Annotated in this window: 18 protein-coding genes; 7 read left to right on the top strand and 11 right to left on the bottom strand. The window is 43.7% G+C overall.

Annotation, left to right across the window (positions count from 1 at the left end; all coding sequences use genetic code 11):
* The first annotated feature begins 313 nt into the window (after positions 1–313).
* Entirely contained in the window at positions 314–787 is a 474-nt protein-coding gene (locus tag AC6H04_RS05295; protein WP_497570691.1) for a C40 family peptidase, read from the top strand.
* Between the two features lie 338 nt (positions 788–1,125).
* Positions 1,126–1,458 carry an ATP cone domain-containing protein gene (locus AC6H04_RS05290; protein WP_180245684.1) on the top strand — a complete coding sequence of 111 codons (333 nt, stop codon included), beginning with the start codon at positions 1,126–1,128 and terminating at the stop codon, positions 1,456–1,458.
* 125 nt (positions 1,459–1,583) lie between these two features.
* Here AC6H04_RS05290 and spx read toward each other — a convergent pair whose 3' ends face one another.
* Positions 1,584–1,982, bottom strand: a complete 399-nt coding sequence (spx, locus tag AC6H04_RS05285; protein ID WP_098824604.1) for a transcriptional regulator Spx — start codon at positions 1,980–1,982, stop codon at positions 1,584–1,586.
* Between the two features lie 471 nt (positions 1,983–2,453).
* Between spx and AC6H04_RS05280 the strand changes: the two genes are divergently transcribed.
* Entirely contained in the window at positions 2,454–4,676 is a 2,223-nt protein-coding gene (locus tag AC6H04_RS05280) for a cation:proton antiporter domain-containing protein (protein WP_497570690.1), read from the top strand.
* Positions 4,677–5,336: 660 nt separating this feature from the next.
* The gene (locus tag AC6H04_RS05275) at positions 5,337–6,923 is read left to right on the top strand and encodes a bifunctional metallophosphatase/5'-nucleotidase (RefSeq protein WP_497570689.1); all 1,587 of its coding nucleotides are present in this window, start codon (positions 5,337–5,339) and stop codon (positions 6,921–6,923) included.
* Positions 6,924–7,014: 91 nt separating this feature from the next.
* On the opposite strand, the gene queG is transcribed toward AC6H04_RS05275, so the two are convergent.
* Entirely contained in the window at positions 7,015–8,178 is a 1,164-nt protein-coding gene (gene queG / locus AC6H04_RS05270) for a tRNA epoxyqueuosine(34) reductase QueG (protein ID WP_497570688.1), read from the bottom strand.
* Positions 8,179–8,308: 130 nt separating this feature from the next.
* The gene (locus tag AC6H04_RS05265) at positions 8,309–9,994 is read right to left on the bottom strand and encodes a glycoside hydrolase family 13 protein (RefSeq protein ID WP_497570687.1); all 1,686 of its coding nucleotides are present in this window, start codon (positions 9,992–9,994) and stop codon (positions 8,309–8,311) included.
* Positions 9,995–10,158: 164 nt separating this feature from the next.
* Here AC6H04_RS05265 and AC6H04_RS05260 point away from each other — a divergent pair, with 164 nt between their 5' ends.
* Positions 10,159–11,133, top strand: coding sequence for a LacI family DNA-binding transcriptional regulator (locus AC6H04_RS05260; RefSeq protein ID WP_497570686.1), 975 nt, complete (start codon positions 10,159–10,161; stop codon positions 11,131–11,133).
* 207 nt (positions 11,134–11,340) lie between these two features.
* Here the strand turns inward: AC6H04_RS05260 and rny are convergent, their stop codons facing one another.
* The 3 genes from rny to AC6H04_RS05245 are packed head-to-tail and all read right to left on the bottom strand — an operon-like array spanning position 11,341 to position 14,652.
* Entirely contained in the window at positions 11,341–12,930 is a 1,590-nt protein-coding gene (rny, locus tag AC6H04_RS05255) for a ribonuclease Y (RefSeq protein ID WP_497570685.1), read from the bottom strand.
* Between the two features lie 52 nt (positions 12,931–12,982).
* Complete coding sequence (locus AC6H04_RS05250; RefSeq protein WP_497570684.1) at positions 12,983–13,660, bottom strand: YoaK family protein; 678 nt, start codon at positions 13,658–13,660, stop codon at positions 12,983–12,985.
* 47 nt (positions 13,661–13,707) lie between these two features.
* Positions 13,708–14,652 (bottom strand): alpha/beta hydrolase, encoded by a 945-nt coding sequence (locus AC6H04_RS05245; protein ID WP_497570683.1) that lies wholly within the window; start codon positions 14,650–14,652, stop codon positions 13,708–13,710.
* Between the two features lie 142 nt (positions 14,653–14,794).
* On the opposite strand from AC6H04_RS05245, the gene AC6H04_RS05240 reads away from it, so the two are divergent.
* Together AC6H04_RS05240 and AC6H04_RS05235 are read left to right on the top strand one after the other, a co-directional pair.
* Positions 14,795–15,235, top strand: a complete 441-nt coding sequence (locus AC6H04_RS05240; protein WP_497570682.1) for a helix-turn-helix domain-containing protein — start codon at positions 14,795–14,797, stop codon at positions 15,233–15,235.
* Positions 15,236–15,375: 140 nt separating this feature from the next.
* Positions 15,376–16,224 carry an SAM-dependent methyltransferase gene (locus AC6H04_RS05235; RefSeq protein WP_497570681.1) on the top strand — a complete coding sequence of 283 codons (849 nt, stop codon included), beginning with the start codon at positions 15,376–15,378 and terminating at the stop codon, positions 16,222–16,224.
* Between the two features lie 58 nt (positions 16,225–16,282).
* Here AC6H04_RS05235 and AC6H04_RS05230 read toward each other — a convergent pair whose 3' ends face one another.
* From AC6H04_RS05230 to aroF, 5 genes are all read right to left on the bottom strand, one after another.
* A complete protein-coding gene (locus AC6H04_RS05230) occupies positions 16,283–18,541 on the bottom strand; it encodes a glycoside hydrolase family 65 protein (protein ID WP_497570680.1) in 2,259 nt (752 codons plus the stop codon).
* Positions 18,542–18,598: 57 nt separating this feature from the next.
* On the bottom strand, positions 18,599–20,014 hold the full coding sequence (locus AC6H04_RS05225) for an SLC45 family MFS transporter (RefSeq protein WP_497570679.1): 1,416 nt from the start codon (positions 20,012–20,014) through the stop codon (positions 18,599–18,601).
* Positions 20,015–20,246: 232 nt separating this feature from the next.
* Positions 20,247–21,209 (bottom strand): LacI family DNA-binding transcriptional regulator, encoded by a 963-nt coding sequence (locus AC6H04_RS05220; RefSeq protein ID WP_497570678.1) that lies wholly within the window; start codon positions 21,207–21,209, stop codon positions 20,247–20,249.
* 219 nt (positions 21,210–21,428) lie between these two features.
* Positions 21,429–22,505 (bottom strand): 3-dehydroquinate synthase, encoded by a 1,077-nt coding sequence (aroB, locus tag AC6H04_RS05215; protein WP_497570677.1) that lies wholly within the window; start codon positions 22,503–22,505, stop codon positions 21,429–21,431.
* 1 nt (position 22,506) lies between these two features.
* Positions 22,507–23,523 carry a 3-deoxy-7-phosphoheptulonate synthase gene (gene aroF / locus AC6H04_RS05210; protein ID WP_497570676.1) on the bottom strand — a complete coding sequence of 339 codons (1,017 nt, stop codon included), beginning with the start codon at positions 23,521–23,523 and terminating at the stop codon, positions 22,507–22,509.
* Positions 23,524–23,527: the final 4 nt, after the last annotated feature.

Below are 23,527 nucleotides of genomic sequence, written 5' to 3'. Positions count from 1 at the left end.
AACCAAAAAACGGCGATTTTAAATTAAAATCGCCGTTTTTTGGTTTTATTTTTTAGGAAAATCCCTAATTTTCCAGCTTTTGTTACAATCCTGCAATAAAGAAGTAGCGCCCGTTATAACGGGATTCACCGCACCATAATAGGCGTGATTCCGCCGAAAGATTACGTTTCTGTCGATTTCATTAATCTAATAGATAATTCACTGAAACACTACTGTAACTTAGGATTGATACACTTAGTTCTGTTGAATTGAATAAGACACATATGAATTTAAAAAAGACTACATAAACGCACAAAGGGGATATTTAGAAATTATGAAGAAATGGTTCGTTAAACTCGCACTTACAGCAATTGCAGTTCTTGGTTTCACAGTTGCCGCTAACATGACTCACAGTACCACAGCAAACGCCGCTACAACACCTTCTTACTCAAAGATTTACAAAGTTGCCAAACAACAACTTGGCAAACCTTATGGCTGGGGCGCAACTGGCCCTTCTCGGTTTGACTGCTCAGGTTTAACTTCATACGTCTACAAAAAAGGCGCTTCAAAAGCTATTCCACGTACGGCCCAAGCTCAGTACAACAAATATAAGAAGGTTTCATACGCCCATGCTAAGAAGGGTGACTTGGTCTTCTTCGGTGGCAGCAAGCACAGCATCAGTCACGTTGGTCTCTACATCGGTGGCGGTAAAATGATTGATTCTCAAAACCGTGGCGTGATTATTGAATCCGTTAAAGCACCTTGGTGGCACCATGTTGGTACTGCTCGAGTAACTAACTTAAGCTAATCATATGTAATATCCCCAAGACCTGATCGTCGTGATGACGATCAGGTCTTTTTGTGTCGTGTGTGTGGCAAAAACTCGGTAGATTCCGGCCTTTAACGTATCGCACTCAAGTACACTTCCAACTAACTTTAAATCCAAAACTGATTGAAATACTTACCAATATAGACTCATGCACAACTTCAGTTAACGTTTAGAAAATGTCACACAACACTCTGTTAGTTTCTAAAAAACTGATTCTACCACATCTGGTAGAAAAATAAGAAAGTTACGCCATATATTGTTGCTTTTTTCAAACGGATGTTCTACGATTAACATATCGAGAAAAAGGAGACTTAGCCGTGAACAAACAAAAACCGCAACAGTCACATATTCAGATTACGGTTCGCTTTGTGGAAAAGCAAAACGGGAAAAAGGCGCTGTTTGATGCGCGCAAAATTCTACGTAGCTTAAACCACCTGACGCATGATGACCGTCTCATCCGCCGTATCAACGCTCTTGTGCTTGCTCAAATTGCCGGTTATTCTCAAATTGATACAGCTACGATTCGTCAGCTGATCATCTCCACTTTAAACCTGCTTAACCATCCTGAACTTGCAAAGCGCTACGATGAATATCGACCATCTGCGACTAAACAAGATCAGTTTAAACAGCTGTCATTTTTTAATCTATAATCTTACACACTAATCATGATTCAGCCTGACTATCAGATAAGGTATCTCTGGTAATCAGGCTGATTTTTCGTCATGATAAAAAGCAGCATCCTCCAAATGGGATACTGCTTCAAGTTTAGTTTAAATTATGAACTGAGCTGTGATTCTAAATCGCGTAATTCAGCCACACGAACTTCACGTGGTAAGAACCGGCGAATCTCCTCTTCGTTGTAACCAACTTCCAAACGCTTGTCATCAAAGATGATTGGACGTTTGATCAAGTCAGGATACTTAACGACTAAATCAACTAATTGGCTGACTGCCAAATCGTCTAAGTCGATGTGCAGTTTTTTGAAGACGTTTGAACGGGTTGAAATAATATCTTCACTACCGTTTTCGGTTAAGCGTAAAATCTGCTTAATCTCATCTGCATTAAGTGGATTGGACTTAATATTACGTTCCTTAAACGGAATATGATGATCTTCTAACCATGCACGCGCTTTACGACTTGACGCGCTGCTTGGTGCAACATATAAATTAATCATAGATAAGCACTTCCTTTATTTCGCTTTCTCCTAGCAACAAACAAAAAACTAAAACAAAAGCAAAGGTGCGTCTTAATTCATTCATTACTAAGTCCCCAACACTTCATCATGAACAGTTTTATAATACCATCAATCCTAGAATAATTCAATACTACTTTTATATTTTTTAGCTTGTGAAAAGATAATTATCTTTCAGCCCGAAATTTGTCAGAAATGTTATAACCACGCGCGTTATAACAATATAGATTTGTGTGCGTTTATAAAATTGATTTATCAAACTATGAATCCGTTATAACGTCCCAAAACGCTTGCTTAGCCTAGGTTTACTTACTCTTTGAAAGTAAAATTTGACACCACAAATTTAGTTTTATCCACTTGTAAAATTGTTATCACAGTTTAAGTTTTCGGATTATAGTAATCAATAAGAACATGAGTTACAATTTGATTAATTAAATTGAGGGAGTGGGTTCATTGACTTCGTTCTTTACGGTTTTACTATTAGTCGTTGCTGCCATCGCAGCTAACATCATATATGCTGTTTATCCCAAAATACCGCTAGCTTTTTATGAAATCGGTGCGGGAATACTGCTGTCACTAGTACCGCTTTTTAATCATTTTCATTTGGAACCAGAAATCTTTATGCTGATGATCATTGCACCCTTAATGTTCAACGATGGTCAAAATACGGACATGCATCGTTTACGGAAAAACATGAGTTCAACGCTTTCCCTAGCGGTGGTTTTAGCCTTGGTCACGATTGTAATTGGTGGCGGATTGACACACCTTTTATGGGGGACGTTACCACTGGCACTTTGCTTTGCGCTGGCCGCTATTGTTACCCCCACTGATACCGTTGCCGTTTCATCGATTACATCAGGAATTGAAATGCCGGAACACGTCATGGGTGCTTTGGAAAACGAATCACTTTTCAACGATGCTTCCGGTATCGTGGCAATGGATCTGGCGTTAACCGCCTTTACAACCGGCAAATTTTCACTAGCTCAAGGATTTCAACGGTTTTTAATCGTCTTTTTTGGTGGTATTGCTGTTGGGATAGTCATGGGGATGATCATTGTTTTAATTCGTGTTCTTTTTCAGCGTAAAACGTTGGATACGATTGCTGTGATCCTACCATTCAGTTTACTAACACCATTTATCATCTACTTAACTGCCGAGCACTTTGGCCTTTCTGGCATTTTAGCAGTAGTAGCTGCCGGTATCGTCCACGGTATTCAAGGTCAGCGCCTGCGATTGACTTCTACTCAAACACAACTAGTGAACAAAACAACTTGGGACACCGTGACAAACCTGCTCAACGGCTTTGTTTTCGTATTATTAGGTGCATCCATTCCAAGTGTGTGGAATGACCTTTCATCAACTGAAGTCCATCATTTACCCCTATTGCTTTTAACTGCAGTAGGACTGTACCTACTCATGGGGCTGATGCGCTTTTTGTGGTGCATGTTTAACCTGGTTTCTTTGCCTTCTGAAGACACCCGAATTAAAGACAACCTGTTAATGGCACTTAGTGGTGTTCACGGTACGATTACGCTCTCAATGGCCTTCTCGTTACCTTTGGTTGTAGTAGGACACACTTTCCCGTTTCGCAGCGCCATTATTTTGATTGCTGGTATCATCATTTTACTCAGTATGATCGTGCCAAGTTTGGTGTTGCCAATTCTTTTACCAAATAAACAGGCACCCTATTCCGAAGAAGAATTTAGCGAGCAAATCGTTAAAATGGTGAATTTTGCCATTGACCAGCTGCGTAATACCAATGATAAATCTGGAAGCTTGGCCAGTGTTATTGAAGTTTTAAACAGTCAAAAAAGTCAGTACCGGAAAAATGCGGATAATAAGCTCGTTCATCAACTACTCGAACAGGCAGAAGATGTTGAACACGCTGCGGTGACTGAAATGATTGATAATGGCGACGTTGAAGCAAAAATTGGCTGGCAATATAGCCGTGCCATTACATTGCAATCTCAATTCGCCTTTCTAAGTCCATGGGCCCGACTTAAAATGTGGGTTAAAATGTGGGAATTCCGCTTTTTCCCAAAAACTGCCCGTAGACAATTTAACCGAGCTTTCAGGCAAAAACGTGAAGCAAAAATGAAATCACTCAACGAACACGGACAACCTGATCAAGTTAATGCTCACCATCAACTTTACTTTCAACATCAAGATGAACACCGGCATCTTGGTAGAAGGCAGCAATCACCATCGCAAAATCAGTTTGATTTGCGTGCTGCAACACCACTGCTGCCGGCAGTTTATCAGAAACAAGACTCGCCACAGTCGCAAGAACGTCCTGCGACGGGTCAGCAGTCTGCCCGCAAACAACGCGGTCGCAGGCGTCGGGGTGATTTCAGTCCAGAAGCACGAGCGGCTTTTAGTAAACTAAACCAGGTCTGCTATGACAGAGCCATTGGCTACCTTGATTCCATTGAAACTGATGATAACCGTCAAGAAATTGACGTTGTACGCCATTATTACGCAATGCGTCAGTCAAGAACGACTAAGAGTGAAGAATCCAGTGACGCTGAAAATGAACTGTTTTTAATGGCTTTTCAATTTGAGTACAGTTACGTCCAAAATGTCAGTCAACAAGAGCACCTGTCCAATGAACTGACTGACGAACTCCATAAGAAAATTTCGATGGATCAAATGGTTTATATGCAAAATAGCAATTAGGTAAGGGGCTTAACTATATTAAATCGGCTATTTGGTAACTTAACTGTTATGTTATCTTCACACTTTCTTCACATTTTAGCTCTATATTGACCCTATCTTGATATTTAAATAATATTAAGTGAGCTTTTTCATTTTACTCCTCCAAAGTAAAATAATATTTTCGTGAACCCCATCACGAAAATGCCTACTCCTATGTTGGATCTACCCTCCCCCGGGTGGATCTTTTTTTGTAGGGTGCGGAGGCAGACGGTTAGAGACTGGAGCCTAGTGAGGAAAAGTCAAAAATCCCGGGCTTGGATTTATGATTTTTTCTTACTAGGTGCAAGTCTCTGTCTGCTGTAGCCCAACTACGGGTGCGAAAGCAAGCGCTTAGAGAGCGAAGCCTAAGGTGCTTTCGGCAAAAATCCTAGGCTTGGATTTATGGTCCTCTACCGCTAGGTGCAAGTCTCTGCTTCGTGTAGCCCAACTAAACAATGTTAACCATACCCAGCTACATTCTTGTCTGCTGTAGCCCAACTAGACAATATAACAGACGAAAGTGATTTAAGTGTCCCTTAACTTGCCACATCCCAACCAAACAATGTTGCAGTCCGGTTGCTATCCCGTCAGAAAAAACTTATAATTTTCTATAATATTATAAACCGCATTGGAGGAAACGATATGGTCACACTTACGATTCTTTCAACTAGCGATACGCACGGCTTTATTTTCCCAACCAATTACGTCAAGCCCAGAGCGCACATGCCCTTTGGACTCATTCGGGCTGCAACGGTACTTGCTGCGGAACAGCAGTCAGCACCGGGTCCAGTAGTCACCATTGATGATGGTGATTTTTTGGCTGGCTCGCCTCTAGCCTACTATGTCGCCCAGGTACAGCCACACTCAGATCCGCAGCCGCTGGTCAGAATCTATAATCAAATTCACTATGACGCTGAAGTTTTAGGTAACCATGAATTTGACTATGGTACTGATTATTTAGAGCGGGCGTTAAATGCCAGTGACCGTCCAGTTGTTAATGCAAATATCCTTGATGATGCCGGCCGGCCACTCTTTGGTCAGCAATATCGCATTATAGAACGTCACGGCATTAAAATTGCCATTATTGGGTTAACGACTCGAGCCGTGTTACAGTGGAAAAACCATGCTAACGTGAGTGCGGATGTCCATTTCCACACCGCTGTTTCCATCGCTAAAGAACTAGTACCCCAACTTAAAAAAATCGTTGATGTTGTGATTGTTTCCTATCATGGCGGTTTTGAACGCAACTTAAAGACCGGCAAACTGATTGAATCGCTGAGCAACGGTGAAAATGAAGCTTATCAGCTACTCTCGGAAGTCAAAGGTATCGACGCATTGATCACTGGTCATCAGCACCGTAAAATAGCGACAACGGTCTTCGATGTGCCAGTGACTCAACCCGGTTATCGCGGTGAAGCCGTAGGTAAAATCGTGCTCCATTTAGAACCCTCAAAAGCGGGTGGGTACGTCGTCACTGATAAAAGCGCTCACATAATTGAAACCAAAAACGCTGAATACGATAGAAACATTGCCATTTATAGCCATCAGCTCGATAAAAAGGTGGATCACTGGCTGGCTGAACCCTTAGCACGAATAGATGGTGACCTCACCTTCAAAAGTGCTCAGAAAGCCAGAATGCAAGAAACAGCTTATACTGAATTTATTCAACGCGTCCAGATGACAACTATGGACGCTGATATCTCCGCAACCTCATTATTTAACAACGAGGGCCACGGGTTTGAAAATCCCATCACCATGCGTAACATCATGACTAACTACGTCTATCCAGATGGGCTAGCGTTAGAACTCATCACCGGTAAAGAGCTTAAAGCAGCACTTGAAAAGACCGCGACTTATTTTACACTCAATCTCAACAATGAGATTATTGTTAATCCTGCCTTCTATTCCCCGAAATTACGCCATTATAATTATGATATGTACGAAGGCATTAACTATCGTATTAACGTCGCCAAGCCAGTTGGTCATCGCATCGACAAGCTGCTTTACAAGGGCAAACCAGTGACTGAAGCGCAAACGTTCAAAATTGCGCTAAACCGCTATCGTGCTGGCGGTGGCGGTCACTACGACATGTTCCACGCTGACAAAATCATTGCCGAAAATAAAACCCCCATGAGCCAGCTAATTGCTGATTACCTGAGAGCGCACTCAGTAGTTAAAGCAACCGTGGACCATAATTTTGAAGTCGTCAATGAACCTTATACGAAATAGCCATTCTTTATTTTTGATATTAAAAAGCATCACCACCCAATTCAGATAGATCACTACTCTGAATTGGCTGGCGATGCTTTTTAGCTTGTGTTCAACTCTCCGAAATGCGATCAATCGCCCGTAGATACTCCTGCAACAACTCCGCATCCGTTCCCTTAGTGCGTTCCGTCTCATAAGCTTCCCGCAAAAAATCAACGATGGCAGTGTTACCAGGTTGACTCAACCGCCCCACTGCATAGGCTGCAGTAGCGCGAATCACTGGTCGCGGATCGGCTTCGATCACTGCTAACAGTTTGGGTATTGCACTGGTGTCATTGAGATTAGCCAACGCGATAATGGCGTTTCGCTGTAGCGGTTTCTTCCCCCGCCACGACCCCGCCATTGAACCAAAGTTTTCTTTGAACTCCCGGTTTGTCAGCGTCAGCATGGGTGTTAACTCTGGCCGTACCCGTTCAACGTCTGGCTCCATCCGTTCATGTAAATGATTATCCACGCCCCGATTAAACGGACACACCACCTGACAAATATCACAGCCGTAGATGACATTACGAATCAGTGGCCGAAATTCATTCGGCATTTGCCCCTTAGTCTGCGTCTGGTAGGACAAGCAACGTTGCCCGTTTAACTGGCCGTTACCCATCAGCGCTTGAGGAGGGCAAGCATCAATGCAACGGGTACAATCGCCACACTGACACGCCATCGGTTCATCGGGCGCCAACTCTAAGTTGGTCACAATTTCGCCTAAATAAACGTAGGACCCAAACTCAGGCGTAATCAGCAGCCCATTTTTGCCGATGAAGCCCACACCTGCCCGTTGTGCAACTGCTACGTCAATTAACTCGCCGGTATCTACCATTGGTTTAAACCGAATGCCATTATCCTCTGGTAACAAGTTTTTAATTGCGTCAATCAGTGCTGCTAAGTAGTCATCCAAGATAAAATGGTAATCTTCACCCCACGATGCCCGTGCGAATTGACCGCGTTTCATGCCGCTTCGAGGTACCCGGTCTTTTAATTTGGCAGGATACGTTAACGCAATTGAAATTAGTGTTTTCGGTTCATCAAAAATCAAACTTGGATTCAATCGCTCATCGAGATTTTGGTGTTCAAAGCCAGTAGTGTGCCCATCGGTTTTCTGCTTCACCAGTCCAGCTCGTAAATGCTCGAAATTGGCCGCCGTCGTGAAGCCGATTTTATCGATGCCGATTTGTTGGCTGGCGGTGATAATCTGCTGCTTTAAGGTGGCGTTTGACATCTCGCGTCCCTCCTTTCGTTACAACCGATTTTCTAAAGATTGTAACACCTTTTTTAGAAACTGTAATCTATGACAAAAAGCGGTCTGAACTTCCAATTGCGGAAGCACAGATCGCTATATTCTTTATATCCTAAAATTGATAAACCTTGGCCTCATATGGTCTTAATTGATCCTTTAAATCGTCATCATAATTTGAAATCAAAAGATGCTTACCTTCAGGCAACTCATATTGCCGTGTTAATGCCTTAGCCGAGAAGTTCACAATCACAAATAACGTGGTGTCAGCATCTTTTCGGGCATAAGCATAGACGTCTTGATCCTGCTCATTACCCGGTGCTAATTCGTATTTACCATCGGTGATCACTGGTAATTCATGGCGGAGTTTGATGAGTCTTTGATAGTAGTAAAAGACTGAATCAGGATCAGCCAGCGCCTGCTTAACGTTAATTTCCTGGTAATTTTGGTTCACTTTCAACCATGGCTGGTGCTTACTAAACCCGGCGTTTTCACTGTCATCCCACTGCATTGGTGTTCTGGCGTTATCCCGAGAGTGAAATTCGATGTACTTCATCATGGTATCTGAATCAATCAACTGCTCATCAGTAACCAGCTGCTGATAAATATTGTGTGTTTCCAAATCCTGATAGTCGGATAAGTGCTTAAAGTGGGCATTGGTCATCCCGATTTCTTCACCTTCATAGATGTACGGTGTCCCCTGCAGGAAGTGCAACAAGGTGGCTAGCATCTTGGCTGATTTAACCCGGTACTGCGGATCATCGTTACCAAACCGCGAAACTACCCGGGGTTGATCATGGTTATTCCAGTACAGTGAATTCCATGCCTTGCCGCCCAGTTCAGTCTGCCATTTGCCCAGACTATTACGAACCTCACTCAGTGTCACGTGCCGGTCGTCCCACTTACCGAACGCTGCTTTTTTATTACCATCTAAGGAAACATGTTCGAACTGAAAGACCATGTTTAATTCAGTTTCATCCAGATTGGCATACTTTTCGGCATCCTTAACCGTTGATCCGGGTGCTTCACCAACCGTTACCAGGTCATGTTTTGCCATGACGTTTTGATGCATTTCCTGTAAAAATTCATGAACCCGGTGACCGTTAGCAACGATGGGTTCAACGTTAGCGTACCGCTCACCATCAGCTAACTTACCATCTTCGTACTTGGCTGGCTTAGAAATGAGATTAATGACATCCATTCTAAAGCCGTCCACACCCATGTCTGCCCACCAGTTCATGATGTCATAGACTGAATGACGTAGCTTGGGATTCTCCCAGTTCAAATCAGGCTGTTTCGTTGCAAAAAGGTGCAAATAATACTGACCAGAAGCTTCATCAAACTGCCAAGTTGAACCAGAAAAATATGAACCCCAGTTAGTGGGTTCGTGTCCATCCACAGGATCGCGCCAAATGTAATAGTCGCGATACGGATTTTCCTTGCCTTTACGACTTTCTTCAAACCACTTATTTTCATCTGAGGAGTGGTTAACCACTAAGTCCATCATGATTTTCAAACCTAATTTGTGAGCCTGACTTAATAGTTCTTTGAAATCATCCAAATTACCAAAGTCCGGATGGATGGCACGATAATCGCTGATATCATAACCATTATCAACATTGGGCGATTTGTACATTGGATTTAGCCAAATGATGTCTACACCAAGCTTCTTGATGTAATCTAACCGTGAAATAATCCCTTGAATATCACCAATACCATCGTTATTGCTATCTTGAAAACTCCGTGGATAAACTTGATACACGACGGCGTTTTGCCACCAATACTTTTTTGCTTGCATCATATGATATTCTCCCTAATTAAGTTTACTCAAACGTTTGAGCTAATTTCTAAAATAAAAAGCAATTCTCTAAGTAATCGCTTACATCCTCAATTATAGGGGCTCTGGTTTTAATGTCAATGACCGACTGGTATAATTCGTACTAGAAACTTGAGGAGAGATAAATGATGGTCACTATCAAAGACATCGCAAAACTAGCTGGCGTAACACCCTCTACGGTATCCCGGGTCCTCAACCACGCTGGCGGCTATAACGATAAAACCAAAACTAAAATAGAACAAATCGCAGCTTCACTCCATTATCAAAAAAACGAAGCCGCATCAAACCTAGTCGCTAAAACGTCTAACCTGATTGGTGTCATCATTACTGACTCCAAATCAAGCTTTGCTTCCCCCATCATCGATAGTGTAGAAGATACTGCGTACGCGCACGATATCCGCATCTTACTAGCACACTGCGGTTTAAACGACCCAAAGCGCCTACGTTTTTGCCTTGATCTCATGGCTGGTCAGAAAGTCAGCGGTATTATTTCTGTGGCTGTTCAGTTCGATGACGATAATCTCGACTACCTGGAGTCCACCAAGATTCCCTTGATCTCGCTAAATGTGACGGTTCCGCATTATCCCTCGATCGAAATTGATGACGTTCAAGCTGCACACGATGCCACCACATTTCTCATAAATCACCATTATCGTAAAATTGCCCTAGTCGCCGTTGATCATCATGATCCACAGACTGGTATCAAGCGAATTACCGGCTATAAACAAGCACTGACAGAGGCACGTATTCCGCTTGTCCCAGACTTGATTGTTAAAGGCGACTTTTCCTTTGAGGCAGGTATTGAAGCCGCTCAACAATTATTAACTGGCGATCACCGACCAGAGGCAATCTTTGCTGCCAGTGATGATGCCGCGGCGGGTGTGCTGTCCTATGCTTACGAACATCACATCAAAGTACCGGAAGAATTAGCCGTCCTTGGTTTTGACGATTCTCACGTTGCTAAAATTGTGACACCAGCTCTAACCACCGTTAAACAGCCTTTTGCAGAAATGGGGCGACTGGCGGTGCAAAAGATTATGGCGCATGATCTTGCTGAGAATGTGACGGTACCTTGTCAAATTCTAAAACGAAAATCCGTTTGACGGCTTCGGTCTGGCATGATTTCAATACTTAGGGTTTAATTATTTAGACTAAATTCGAAACTACTGAGTTTTGTATTACACTTTCAAAACGTGCTCAAACAAGCAGAGAGTTGCAAATAAGGCACAGACAACAGAAATCCAAAACCGGGATTTCCGTTGTCTGTGCCTTATTCTCCACTCTCTAAACGCTTGTTTTCACACTCTATTTTATGCCCTTTTTTTCTTCTTTTTACCCGGCTTATCACCAACATACTCAACGGCTCGCAGTTCACGAATCGTTGTGACCTTGATTTTACCTGGATAAGTTAATTCGTCTTCAATCTGATTCTTCACGTTTTCAGTCAGTTCAGCACTAGCTTCATCATCCAGCACCTTTGGCTTAACCACGATTCGAATCTCTCGACCAGCTTGAATGGCATAACTCTCTTGCACACCTTTTTGATCGTTAGCAATCTTTTCCAAGCTGTGCAAACGATTGATATACTCTTCAACTGACTCACTTCTGGCACCAGGGCGGGAACCTGACACGGCATCCGCGATAGCAACCAGTGTTGAAATCGGCGACGTTGCTTCAACATCACCATGGTGAGCCGCAATCGCGTTGATTACAACTGGATCTTCACCGAAGGCTTTAGCTAAAGCCACCCCGATTTCCACATGAGTCCCTTCAATTTCGTGATCAATAGCTTTCCCAATATCATGCAGAAGACCTGCCCGTTTAGCTAAACGAACATCTTCGCCTAATTCGGCAGCCATGACCCCTGTCATCTGGGCAACTTCAATGGAGTGATTCAAGACGTTTTGACCGTACGACGTTCTAAACTTCAAACGGCCAATAATCTTCATAAAGTCTGGGTGCATAAAGCCAATCTTTAGCATGCTGACGGTTCGTTCACCGGTCTGGCGAAGGTCCTTCAGTACGTCGTTTTGGGCAGTTTGCACCTGTTTTTCAATTGCAGCGGCCGTAATTTTACGGGAAGCCAACAAGCTCTCAATTGCGATACGCGTTGTCTCACGTCGAATAGGATCATGGGTACTGATCAGCAACAGGTTCGGCTGTTCAGGATCAAAAACCAAATCGGTACCAGTCAACGATTCTAGCAAGCGAATATGTTGACCATCACGGCCAATCAGCTTACTCTTCGTCTCGTTAGTAGGTACCAGAACAGAGTGTTCTGCGTGTTCACGGGGCCAGTCTACTGGTCCGCGTTGAATCGATTCAATAATCAGATTACGAGCAGATTTATCCGCAGATGCTTCAGCGTTATCCGTCAACTCACGAACCGTCACATCTTCTTCTTGCTCAAGGTTGCGAGCCGTTTCCTGTCGAATGTGATCCTTCGCTTCGTTAATCGTTAACTCAGCACGTGTAGCCACTTCGTTTTGACGATCAACATATAACTGGCGCGCCTGACTTTTCGTTTCTGTCAGATGGGTTTGATCCTCATTCAATGCAGCCTGCGTCTCTTCGATTGAGGCCTGACGCTGATTTAACCGTTCTTCCATCTGTTTCAGCGTCACCTGACGCTGTTCAGTTCGTTTAAGACGATTTTCAGTCTCTGTCTGCTGATCTGCCAGTTCGGCTTCAGTTGCTTGCCGATCTTCTTGAATCTTCGCTTTCGCTTCAGTGAGATATTTTGTTGCTTGCTGTTCCGCAGCTTTACGCGCGGACTCCCGAAGTGCCGCTGCTTGTCGGGCTGCTTCATCAACTTCGTGCTGGTGCTTTTGGCGGCGTAAAATAAAGCCAGCCAACAAACCAATCACGAGGGTGGCAACCACGATGATCGTATCAATCATGTCGGCACTTCCTCAATTTATAGTTTCGATATACGTTTGTTATTATACGCTATTACGCGTCATTTCTAAAGCGACTGGTCAAGTAAATCACTAGCAAACCGGCTGCATTGAGTAATAGAATCACCCACATCACCAGATCCGCACTCATTCGTAAACAGGCCATTGCAGAGATGCTGGCCCCTATTACAAACGTTAGGAGTGTCGCAACTAGCCACAAGCACTTAGAACGAGCAGTGCGATCATGATCAACAAGCCAATGATATAACGCCACAATCATATTTTTCGTATTCCCCGTCATAATTCCGTTATTAACCGTTGTGTCTTTAACTTCACGAAAACTCGTCAGTTCGTATCCGGATAGCCAACCTAAAATAAAAATGAGGACAAGTTCACTGAACCACTTTTGACCCAGTGTAGCTATCAGCAGGGTGACTACCACGACGCTCATTAACCATAAGTAACGCTGCCTCAAGTCCCGTTTATTATTCAACCAGCTTAACGCAGCCTGCGCCACAAAACAGCCCAACGCAAAGCCCACCCAGATAGGCAAACAAACCCACGCTTGGCCAATGCCCCCACGAGCAAATTTCACCGCAAAAACCACTAGGTTACCAGTCTGCGCACTAGCGAAAGTTTCGTTATGAGCGATATACGTATAGGCATCAATAGCGCCCATTGAAAAGGTCGCTAGAAAGGTCAGCCAGCTAAATGAAGCATGATTCGTAGCCATTAGTAACATCCCCCTAAAAAAGGTTTCTGGCTAAATTATAGCATTTACTAATTAAAGTACCGATCTAAAAATGCTTTGACGGTACTCCGATACAGTGAAGGTGCATGCTCGTATGATTTCGCATGCTTGGCGCCGTTCACCAACAACAGTCGTTTTGGTCCCTTATCGGCTTTATACAACGGGTAAACCATTTGCGTTGGCACGAAGGTGTCACTTGTTCCGTGAATAAATAGCATTGGTTTGTGGTTCTTAGCAACCTGCTTCAACGCACTGGCCTGTTTAAAGGTATATCCGTTTTTGAGGTAATTAATGCCACTGACTACGGGAACTAACGGGTATTCCGGAATATTGTACATTGATTTGGCCTGATATTTAATTTCATCATAAATACTGGTATAACCACAGTCTTCAATGTAGGCCTTTACCTGTTTTGGTGTCTTTTCACCACTGATCATCATGGTAGTCGCGCCACCCATACTAGTCCCGAACACCACGATTTGTGACTGAGGGCCGTTTTTGTGAATGACTTGTTTGATCCACTTCAAATAGTCCAGGCGATCCGGCCAACCGTAGCCAATGTAATTTCCCTGACTCTTACCGGCGCCACGATCATCTGGTAACAGTACGTTATATCCGAGTTCGTGAAACAACCCTGCGTACTCCCCCATTTTGTCACTACTGCCGCCAAAACCGTGGGCAATCACGATGGTTTTGTTAGTCTGCTTACTAGCAGGAACGTAATTGGCTACTAGTTTAAGGTGTTTAGTCGCTGAAGTTTCGTGCCATACCAGTTTCTTAGTGCCACGATACCAGCTTTTTTCGTGGTATAAGGGATCACTCTTCTTAATTACAGTACTATTATTGATAAAGGTTTTCTTACCGCGAGCAACCGCCATATTATAGAAATAATAACCTGCTGAACCAATACCGATACAAATAATGCCGACCACAATTAAAATACCAATCAGCCAATGTTTTAGATGCTTATTCACTTTGTCGCGCTCCATTCTTCAAAAGTATACGGGGTATATCATACCATATGGTGCGAATCACTGACATGAGGATCGCTATCACAAAATTATCAGCCACAAAACGCTCCGTTAGGGTTACAATAGTAGATAAGAGGTGATGTGCATGTTTTCTGAACGACTCCGGGCGTTGCGCCGCGGTCAAGATTTAACGCTTGGTCAGTTAGCAACCGCCTTAAATCAACTATTTAAACCAGATAAGGAACACCAAAATACCGCCGCTCAAATTGGTAATTGGGAACGCGGCATCCGGGTTCCTTCCTATATGGAAGTCCGTAAATTAGCCGAATTCTTTGACGTTACCATGGACTACCTCGCTGGCAAGTCCGAACGTGATGAATATGATCTGGACCGGTTATTTTTGTCTGGTAAGGAACTGAAATTTGGTGACAAAGCCCTATCATCCGATGATCGTTACGCCATCTACCAACTGATGAACGGTTATATTCACGGTCGCTCCCGTCGCTTGGATCCTAATGATGATAATACGCCCATTACCCATCAAGAATCACTTGAACTTGGGTTAGATAATGATAAACAAAACTAAAATAGAACGAAGCTGTGCTATCAGTCATTTAACGCAAATAATGCCTACTCCGCAAAAATTGCGGAATAGGCATTATTCACGTTAAAATCTGGAAACTACCGAGTTTTGTCACAGCTTCTTTGTGTCTGGAGGTCTCCTTTTTGAACCCAAAACAAAAAAAGAAACTACTGAAACGCGCGCGAAGTCAGCACCCTGCTAAACCGTCCGACTACATTGCCACCATGGAACAATACAACAGTCTGTTTGCTGATTTTCCAACGATTAAAATTCTAATTAACAACGTTCTCCAAGCCGACCGCTTACTCAAACAAGGGCTTTTGCCACAAACGCTGCCAAAGCTATTACTGCCTGATAATACTCAGGATATCATTTTTAAACAACTCAACGAGACCTTTCCAGCTGGTGATCCTGCTGGTGATAAACGTTGGGATCAATTATCAAATGCCCTGCCTGACCTGGATAAAAAACTGCGCAGCTTCCGTGATTATCTCGAAGAAACTTATGGCATGTGGGCCTATATTTCGGCACCAGTGGCTAAAGATCTAGCTGATTTCGTCAACGGCCGACCAACACTAGAGGTCATGGCCGGTAACGGATACGTTTCGAAAGGATTGCGTCAAAACGGTCAAACTGTCATTACCACTGACTCGAAGGACTGGACCAAAGAAAACGAAACGGGCAAGCATCCCGTAACTGACATTGAACAGCTTACGGCTAGTGATGCCTTCATTAAATATCAGGACCAAGTCGATGTCATTGTCATGGTCTGGTCGCCAGACGGGTTGGAAATTGACTGGCAGCTGTTACAGCAGATCCGTGCAGCTGATAAGGATTATGACTTTATCGTAATTGGTGAACAAGATGGCGCCACTGATTCGAAAGCCTTCTGGCAGAATGCCACGTTGTTAGATACACCAGAAGTCAAAGCATTGAACAAGCATTTTAATCAATTTGATTTGATTCATGATCAAGTTTATTTAGTGAAGTAAGCACAAAAAGAAGCCGAGAATAACCTTCTCAGCTTCTTTATTTTATCTACGTATTTAATTAATCCTTAAGTTCAACTTGCTTGCCCGCTAAATCAAGTATGATTGGGTCACCTGACAACAGTGTTAGGCTAGTCCCCTTTTGATCAACTTGAACTTGAATTGAGCGGCCCCGGAATTGAATCCGGAATTTATAACCGTTCCACTTCTTAGGGAGGAAGGGTGCAAAGTGTAATTGGTTATTGCGAACCCGCATACCGGCGAATCCTTGAACGATAGCTAACCAGCCACCAGTCATTGAAGTGATATGCAGACCGTCTACCGTATCGTTGTTGTAGTTATCAAGATCCAAACGAGCAGTCCGTTCGTACATCTTAACAGCCTTATCTTCGTAATGCAGATCAGCGGCTAAAATAGAATGGATAGCGGCTGACAGACTAGATTCGTGCACGGTCAATGGCTCATAGAAATCGAAGTTGGCCTTCTTTTGTGCCGGTGTAAAGTCATCGATGAAGTCCCAAACACCTTGCAGCACGTCACCTTGCTTGATGTAAGGCGAACGTAAGATTTTATCCCATGACCAGTGCTGGTTGATTGGTAATTGATCAGCAGGAATGGATGAAACTGGCTTAAGATCCTTGTCCAAGAAACCATCGTGCTGTACAAAGATTCCAAGTTCCTTGTCCTCTGGCAAGTAGAACCGGTCAATAATGTCTTGCCAGTGCTTCTTTTCGTCTTCAGAAACACCCAACTTCTTGGCTACTTCTGGAGAAACTTGGGCTAAGACTTCCAACGTGTATTGCAATGTCCACTTAGCCAGATAGTTGGTGTACCAGTTATTATCAACGTTGTTTTCATATTCGTCAGGTCCGGTAACACCGTGAATCATGTACTTCTGGTTACGTTCGCTATAGTGAACCCGGTCAGCCCAGAACCGAGAAATTTCGGTCAAAACTTTACTGCCTTCGTTCAATACATAGCTCTTATCGCCGGTGTATCGTGTGTAATTATAGATAGCAAAAGCAATGTCGCCATTTCGGTGAATTTCTTCAAAGGTGATTTCCCACTCGTTGTGGCATTCAATCCCGTTGAAGGTCACCATTGGGAATAAAGCACCTTTTAGGCCCTGTTCCTTGGCATTGACGTAAGCCCCATCTAACTGTTGGTAACGATACATTAATAGGTTACGAGTTACCTTAGGATCTGTAATTCCCAGGTAGACGGGAACGGCAAAGGCTTCGGTATCCCAGTAAGTGGCACCACCGTATTTTTCACCAGTGAACCCTTTTGGCCCAATGTTTAAGCGGCTGTCTTCGCCATAATAAGTGGAGAACAGCTGGAAGAGGTTGAAGCGGATACCTTGTTGTGATTCAGTGTCACCATCGATTTCAACATCGGACTTTTCCCAACGATCAGCCCAGATCTTAGCATGAGTAGCAAATAAATCATCATATGAAATTGCAGCTACCTTACTACTAAGTTCATTCATAGCAGCTTCCAGTTTATCTTGAGTATCATAATCACGGGAAGTCACAACGGTGATCCGTTTAGTGATGGTGGTGCTTTGATCAGGAGCTAATTTACCGCTAAATTGGTTAACCACTTCTTTGTCATTTGGCTGGTCAACTTTTTCAGCATCGAGATCAGCTTCATTAGTCATCTTAATGCCAACAGTAAACCGTGGTGTGCCAAACGGATTTTCTTTAGTAATAGCAACAATCGAACCATCAGTTGAATTCTGTTGGGTTTTAAGAACGTCCCAGAAACGTTCGTCGTAGTTGGCGTCTTCGTTTTGAACGTCAGCATCCAAGGCTGATTTAAATGTCACCTTAACTGCATCACTGCTCTTGTTAGTGGCTGTAACGCGGATACCAACGAGTTCCTTATTGGCAACACTGATGAACCGTTCAAAGTTCATAGCGATGGCATGACCGTTTTTAGTGACTGTGAAGGAACGGGTCAACTTGGACTGTTTCATGTCCAGATTCAATTCAAAATCCGAAACCTTATCTTTAGCCAGATCAATGGGTTCGCCATCGATCAAAACGTTCAATTTAATAAAGTTGATTGCGTTGATAACCTTACCAAAGTACTTAGGATAGCCATTCTTCCACCAGCCAACCCGAGTCTTATCAGGGAACCAAACACCGCCAAGGTAAATTCCCTTTAAGGTGTCACCTGAGTAGTCTTCTTCAAAGAATCCGCGCATCCCCATGTATTCATTACCTAAACTGGTCATTGATTCTTGAAGGCGCTTGTCTTCAGGATCTAGTTTATGGGTAACAATGTTCCAGGGGGTGACTTCAAAAGTTCGTTTCATATGGGAAAGTCCTCCTTGTTGACTTATGCACTGCGTTTTAATGAAAATTTTTGCAAATTATTCTTCGGCGTCTGCTGGTTCTTCTTCAGCATCAGACTTACGAGCCCAAACTTCTTTAACAACACCAACGCTCAAAGCACCTAAAATCAGGAAGATCCCTGACAAGAGCAGCATGGTTGGCATGTGTGAACCTAACAACGGGAATAAGGCGAAACTTGCAACTGAAGCAACGATTTGTGGCAAGCAAATACTGCTGTTGAACAAACCTAAGTAAGTCCCCATGTTTTCTGAATCTTCGATAGCGTTGGTCAAGAACGTGAATGGGAAAGCGTTCATAGCAGCCCATGCACAACCGATTAGAATAAATGAGAAGACCAAGGTGTACTTATCATGAATAAAGAAGATTGAACCAAAACCGAGGCCACCCATTACTAAGCTAATTGAGTAGAACAGTTTGTGATGGTTGTTGCCAACCCGTGAAAGAACCAGTGCCCAGATAACGGCAGCAATCGCTTGAACGGCTGACATCACACCATACCAGTTACCAGCAGCTTGATACCCTGCTGAAGCAACGTTAGCAGTGTGCCATACGTTATCAGCAATCGCACCAGTTGAGTAAGTCCAAAGGTATTGGAAGCCCATCCAGCAGAAGAATTGAACAATGGAAACGGTCCAGAAAATTTTTGGTGCAGTCTTTAAAGCTTCAAAAATACCCTTTTTCTTGCTGTTGTCAGAAATGCCATGATACTTAGCGTAAGTCACTGGATCATATTCCTTAACACGGAAGACAGTCAGTAAGCAGCAAAGTAACAGGATAATGGCACCGGCGTAGAATGACCAGACAACTGAGTTAGGAACGGTCCCCTTCTTAGCCACGTTAGCAATACCCACGGCGGTCAATGCGTAAGGGAAGATACTTGCCAATAAAGCACCAGCGTTTGAAGCAAAACTTTGAATCGAGTAACCAAAGCCTTTTTGCTTTTCGTTGACCATGTCACCAATCATCATCTTGAATGGTTGCATCGCAACGTTAGATGAAAGATCCATGAACAGTAGCGTAATCGCACCGAACCAAAGGGCAGCCATTGAACCGTAACCGAAACCAAGACTACCCGCATTTGGCAGCAAGAACATCACGATCATGGCAACCACAGCACCGATTAACAGATACGGGATCCGACGGCCTAACTTCGGCATCCAAGTCCGGTCTGAGAAATAACCGACTAACGGTTGAACGACCATCCCAGCCAGTGGTGGCAAAATGAAGAAGAAACCTAGATTGTTTGGATCTGCACCAATGGTTTGGAAAATCCGCCCCATGTTCGTGCTTTGAAGTTGAAACGCCATTTGGACACCTAGGAACCCGAAGTTGATCAGGAAGATTGTGCTAGTTGGCAATGATGGCAATAAATCTTTTTTGGGCTCAGCAACTTTTGCTGTCCCATCAGTAACCTCAGTTGCTGATTGTGCCATATAAATCCCTCCTCAAAATATTAAAAATGATTGCAAACGCTTTCTACAAAAAATATTATGCAACCGGTCCCATTATAATGCAACCGGTTGCATTAACTTTTTTTAAAAAGAGCGAAACATAAAATTCCGCTCTGTCCCACTATGATGGGCTTCAGCCCCACTCAAAATAATTTTAAAATTTTTTTTATAATCACGGCGTCTAAACCCTACTACGTTAGTTGTTTCAGTGGACTTACCTCTCTATGGTAAATGGAATAATCTCTGACCGTTTCTCCGGATCAAACAAGACTCTGACTGCCGCAGCTCCCATACTTTGTGGATAGAGTTCAACAAAACGAACTGATCCTCCCATCAACAAATCATTCGGCCGATTACGGTTAAAACTGATCAACGGAATGTCACGATCAAGTTGCCGCCAAAGCAACTGATAAATCATAACCCCCAGTGTATCATCAGTAGTCACAATGCCTTCTATCGTCTGACGCGTCATCAAAAACTGAGCGACCGCATCATCCAGTTGAAGTTGCCCTTTATCACTTATTTTGAGCACCTCAGTGGGCACATTGGCTGCAGCCATAGCCCCTTGAAAACCCAGTCGCCGTTGCTGTTCATATCCCTGTTCAGGATCAGTTTCAACAAATAATGTCCGTTTAGCATTAAATTTATGTAGCATGTATTCGCCAGCTTTTTGGCCGGCTAGCCGATTATTGTTGTTTACAAAGTTTTCATCTTCACTGTTAGGATCACCGATCACAACGTAATCAACCTTCTGCTCCCTCAGTAATTTAACAATCGGATCGTTTTTCTTGGAGTACAGCAACACGAAGTACCGAATGAGTCCTTGAGTAATCAGAGCCGAAACGTTAGCCGTCAATTCTGCCACGGTGTTAGCAATGGCCACTGACAAAACGCCATTTCTCGGACGTAACTCACGGTTGATGCCCATCAAAATATCTACGTAAAACGGATTAGTTGCCAGACTCATTTCACCAGGTGGGAAGACTACGCCAATTGCATTAGAAACGCCATTAGTCAAATTCTTGGCGTTATAATTTGGCTGATAACCCATTTCGTCAGCCAATGCCTTAATCTTGTCCTTGGTCTTCTGGCTGATTTTGGGATGGTTATTTAACGCACGAGAGGCTGTTGAAACAGATACTCCAGCACGTTTAGCAATGTCTCGAATTGTGACCATGGCGATCCTTCCTTTCACTTTTCTTCATTGTATCAGAAAACCAGCGTGCCGTAACGCCTTCACAGTTGTGATGCATAAGTTTGTGATTCTCGTCTGACAACCAAAAAATTCTGAGGAGATCATCCTCAGAATTTTTTTAAACTATTTCAAATTTTCAAATAATGTCCTTAACGTGGTAACAACGCCTTCCCAAACACTGTTACTACGCGCTATCAGTCACTATTCAGTCACTGATAAATGTAAAAATGAAGCAATTTCACTACTTGGAATCGACTTGATTTGAGGTTTTCCGATGGCCGTCAGATAAACCAAATTCAAGTGACCATGCCGGTTCTTTTTATCGTTTCTGACTTTGTCCAGCACAAGCGGCGAAGTCAATAACTCATCCGTCACTGGCAAACCAACCGCCGCAAAGCGATCGCGTAATTTTGCCGTAATGCCCTTTTCTGCTAAACCAGCGTTTTCGAACACCCGCATAATTGCAACGGTCCCAATACTAACTGCTTCGCCATGACGCAAGCCCCCATCCGCTAGCGCTTCAACGGCGTGCCCAATCGTGTGGCCAAAGTTCAATAACTGACGCGTACCGCTTTCCGTTTCGTCAGCCATAACTACTGTTGCCTTGTAATGAATCGAACGTGCGCTCAATTCAGGTGAATGAGTGATTAAGTCAGCTGGACTATTGATGGTCTCGATGAGTTGCCAAAAGTCACCACCTTCCAGTGCAGCGGTCTTCACGATTTCGCCATAACCTTCAACCAAGTCACGCTGTTTCATAGTGGCTAAGGTATCAGGATCAACAATTACTAAATCGGGCTCGTAAAAAGCGCCAATAATATTTTTAATGTTATCAAGATCCACAGCGGTTTTGCCACCTACTGAGCTATCTACCTGTGCCAGCAATGACGTTGGTATTTGGATAAAGGACAGGCCCCGCATATACGACGCGGCTAGTAAACCTGCTAAATCTCCCGTAACACCGCCGCCTAATGCAATCACGCTATCATCACGATTAAAGGCATCCGTAGCCATTTGCCGTGCTAAATCAGCCAACGTGGTCAGTGACTTAGAAGCTTCTCCCGCCGGAAAAACATAACGGTGAACATCGAAACCAGCAGCTGTTAACGACTCAGCGACTTGCGCTTGATACAGTGGTGCCACATTGTCATCACTGACTAGCGCAATTTTGCGTGCAGACCACTGTTTTGCAACTAATTCGCCAACCTGTTTTAACAGACCACGTTCAATCAAAACATCATATTTTGTCTCTGGTAACTTCACAGAAACAGTTGTCATTCTAGCGCCCCGCTTCCGCTTGTTCTACCGGCATGTCCGTTAATAATTCGCGGATAGCAAATGCTTTGTCAGCTAATTCTTTGAATTCATTTGGCTTCAAAGCTTGTGGGCCATCTGACAATGCATGTGCTGGATCATCGTGAATTTCAACAACCAATCCTGATGCACCCGCTGCAACACCAGCTAAAGCTAATGGCGTAACGAATTCAGTATGACCTGAGGCATGACTTGGGTCGATGATGACTGGGTAGTGAGTTAACTTCTGGAGAACTGGTACCACGCCAACATCCATGGTGTTCCGAGTGTATTTGTTGTCGAATGTCCGAATTCCTCGTTCAACGATCATAATGTTGTGGTTGCCACCAGCAGCAATGTATTCTGAGGCGTTTAAGATGTCGTCAACGGTTGCTGACATCCCACGCTTCAACATAACTGGAATATTGGTTTTACCAACTGCCTTTAAAAGTGAGAAGTTTTGCATGTTACGGGCACCAATTTGGAAAATATCCGTGTATTTAGCAACCAACTTCACGTGCTCATCATCCATGACTTCAGTCAGCACATCCATGTTGTATTGATCAGCTGCGCGACGTAAGAACTTCAAGCCATCTTCACCTAAACCTTGGAATGAGTATGGTGAGGTCCGTGGCTTGTAAGCACCACCACGGAGAATGGTTGCACCGTTAGCCTTGGCAACGGCTGCCATCTTCATCACGTGCTCTTCTGATTCAACGGAACAAGGACCAGCCATCATAGTGAAGTTGTCCCCACCGATAACGCTGTGCTTTGTTCGGATCACCGTATCTTCTGGATGGAACTCACGACTGCCCTGAACGGCCTTAGGTACGGTATCAATCAATTCTGTAGCAGCAGCACGTTCACTGGCAGATAAATCAGCATCCGTGATGCCTTGAACGGCTACTCGGTTATTATGGACGAAAATTTCGTGGGTGTTACCGAAGTGTTGTTGGAGTTCTGCAATCGTGTTTTGGTCGTCATTTTTTAATACAATAATCATAATT

This window comes from Secundilactobacillus sp. MJ173 (assembly GCF_059704265.1).
This window is presented reverse-complemented; position numbering and strand designations above follow the sequence as displayed.

Excerpts from the sequence above, each read along its gene's own strand:
- AC6H04_RS05295 (WP_497570691.1), top strand. The coding sequence starts at position 314 with ATGAAGAAATGGTTCGTTAAACTCGCACTTACAGCAATTGCAGTTCTT.
- spx (WP_098824604.1), bottom strand. The coding sequence starts at position 1,982 with ATGATTAATTTATATGTTGCACCAAGCAGCGCGTCAAGTCGTAAAGCG.
- AC6H04_RS05275 (WP_497570689.1), top strand. The coding sequence starts at position 5,337 with ATGGTCACACTTACGATTCTTTCAACTAGCGATACGCACGGCTTTATT.
- queG (WP_497570688.1), bottom strand. The coding sequence starts at position 8,178 with ATGTCAAACGCCACCTTAAAGCAGCAGATTATCACCGCCAGCCAACAA.
- AC6H04_RS05265 (WP_497570687.1), bottom strand. The coding sequence starts at position 9,994 with ATGATGCAAGCAAAAAAGTATTGGTGGCAAAACGCCGTCGTGTATCAA.
- AC6H04_RS05260 (WP_497570686.1), top strand. The coding sequence starts at position 10,159 with ATGGTCACTATCAAAGACATCGCAAAACTAGCTGGCGTAACACCCTCT.
- rny (WP_497570685.1), bottom strand. The coding sequence starts at position 12,930 with ATGATTGATACGATCATCGTGGTTGCCACCCTCGTGATTGGTTTGTTG.
- AC6H04_RS05250 (WP_497570684.1), bottom strand. The coding sequence starts at position 13,660 with ATGGCTACGAATCATGCTTCATTTAGCTGGCTGACCTTTCTAGCGACC.
- AC6H04_RS05240 (WP_497570682.1), top strand. The coding sequence starts at position 14,795 with ATGTTTTCTGAACGACTCCGGGCGTTGCGCCGCGGTCAAGATTTAACG.
- AC6H04_RS05230 (WP_497570680.1), bottom strand. The coding sequence starts at position 18,541 with ATGAAACGAACTTTTGAAGTCACCCCCTGGAACATTGTTACCCATAAA.
- AC6H04_RS05225 (WP_497570679.1), bottom strand. The coding sequence starts at position 20,014 with ATGGCACAATCAGCAACTGAGGTTACTGATGGGACAGCAAAAGTTGCT.
- AC6H04_RS05220 (WP_497570678.1), bottom strand. The coding sequence starts at position 21,209 with ATGGTCACAATTCGAGACATTGCTAAACGTGCTGGAGTATCTGTTTCA.
- aroB (WP_497570677.1), bottom strand. The coding sequence starts at position 22,505 with ATGACAACTGTTTCTGTGAAGTTACCAGAGACAAAATATGATGTTTTG.
- aroF (WP_497570676.1), bottom strand. The coding sequence starts at position 23,523 with ATGATTATTGTATTAAAAAATGACGACCAAAACACGATTGCAGAACTC.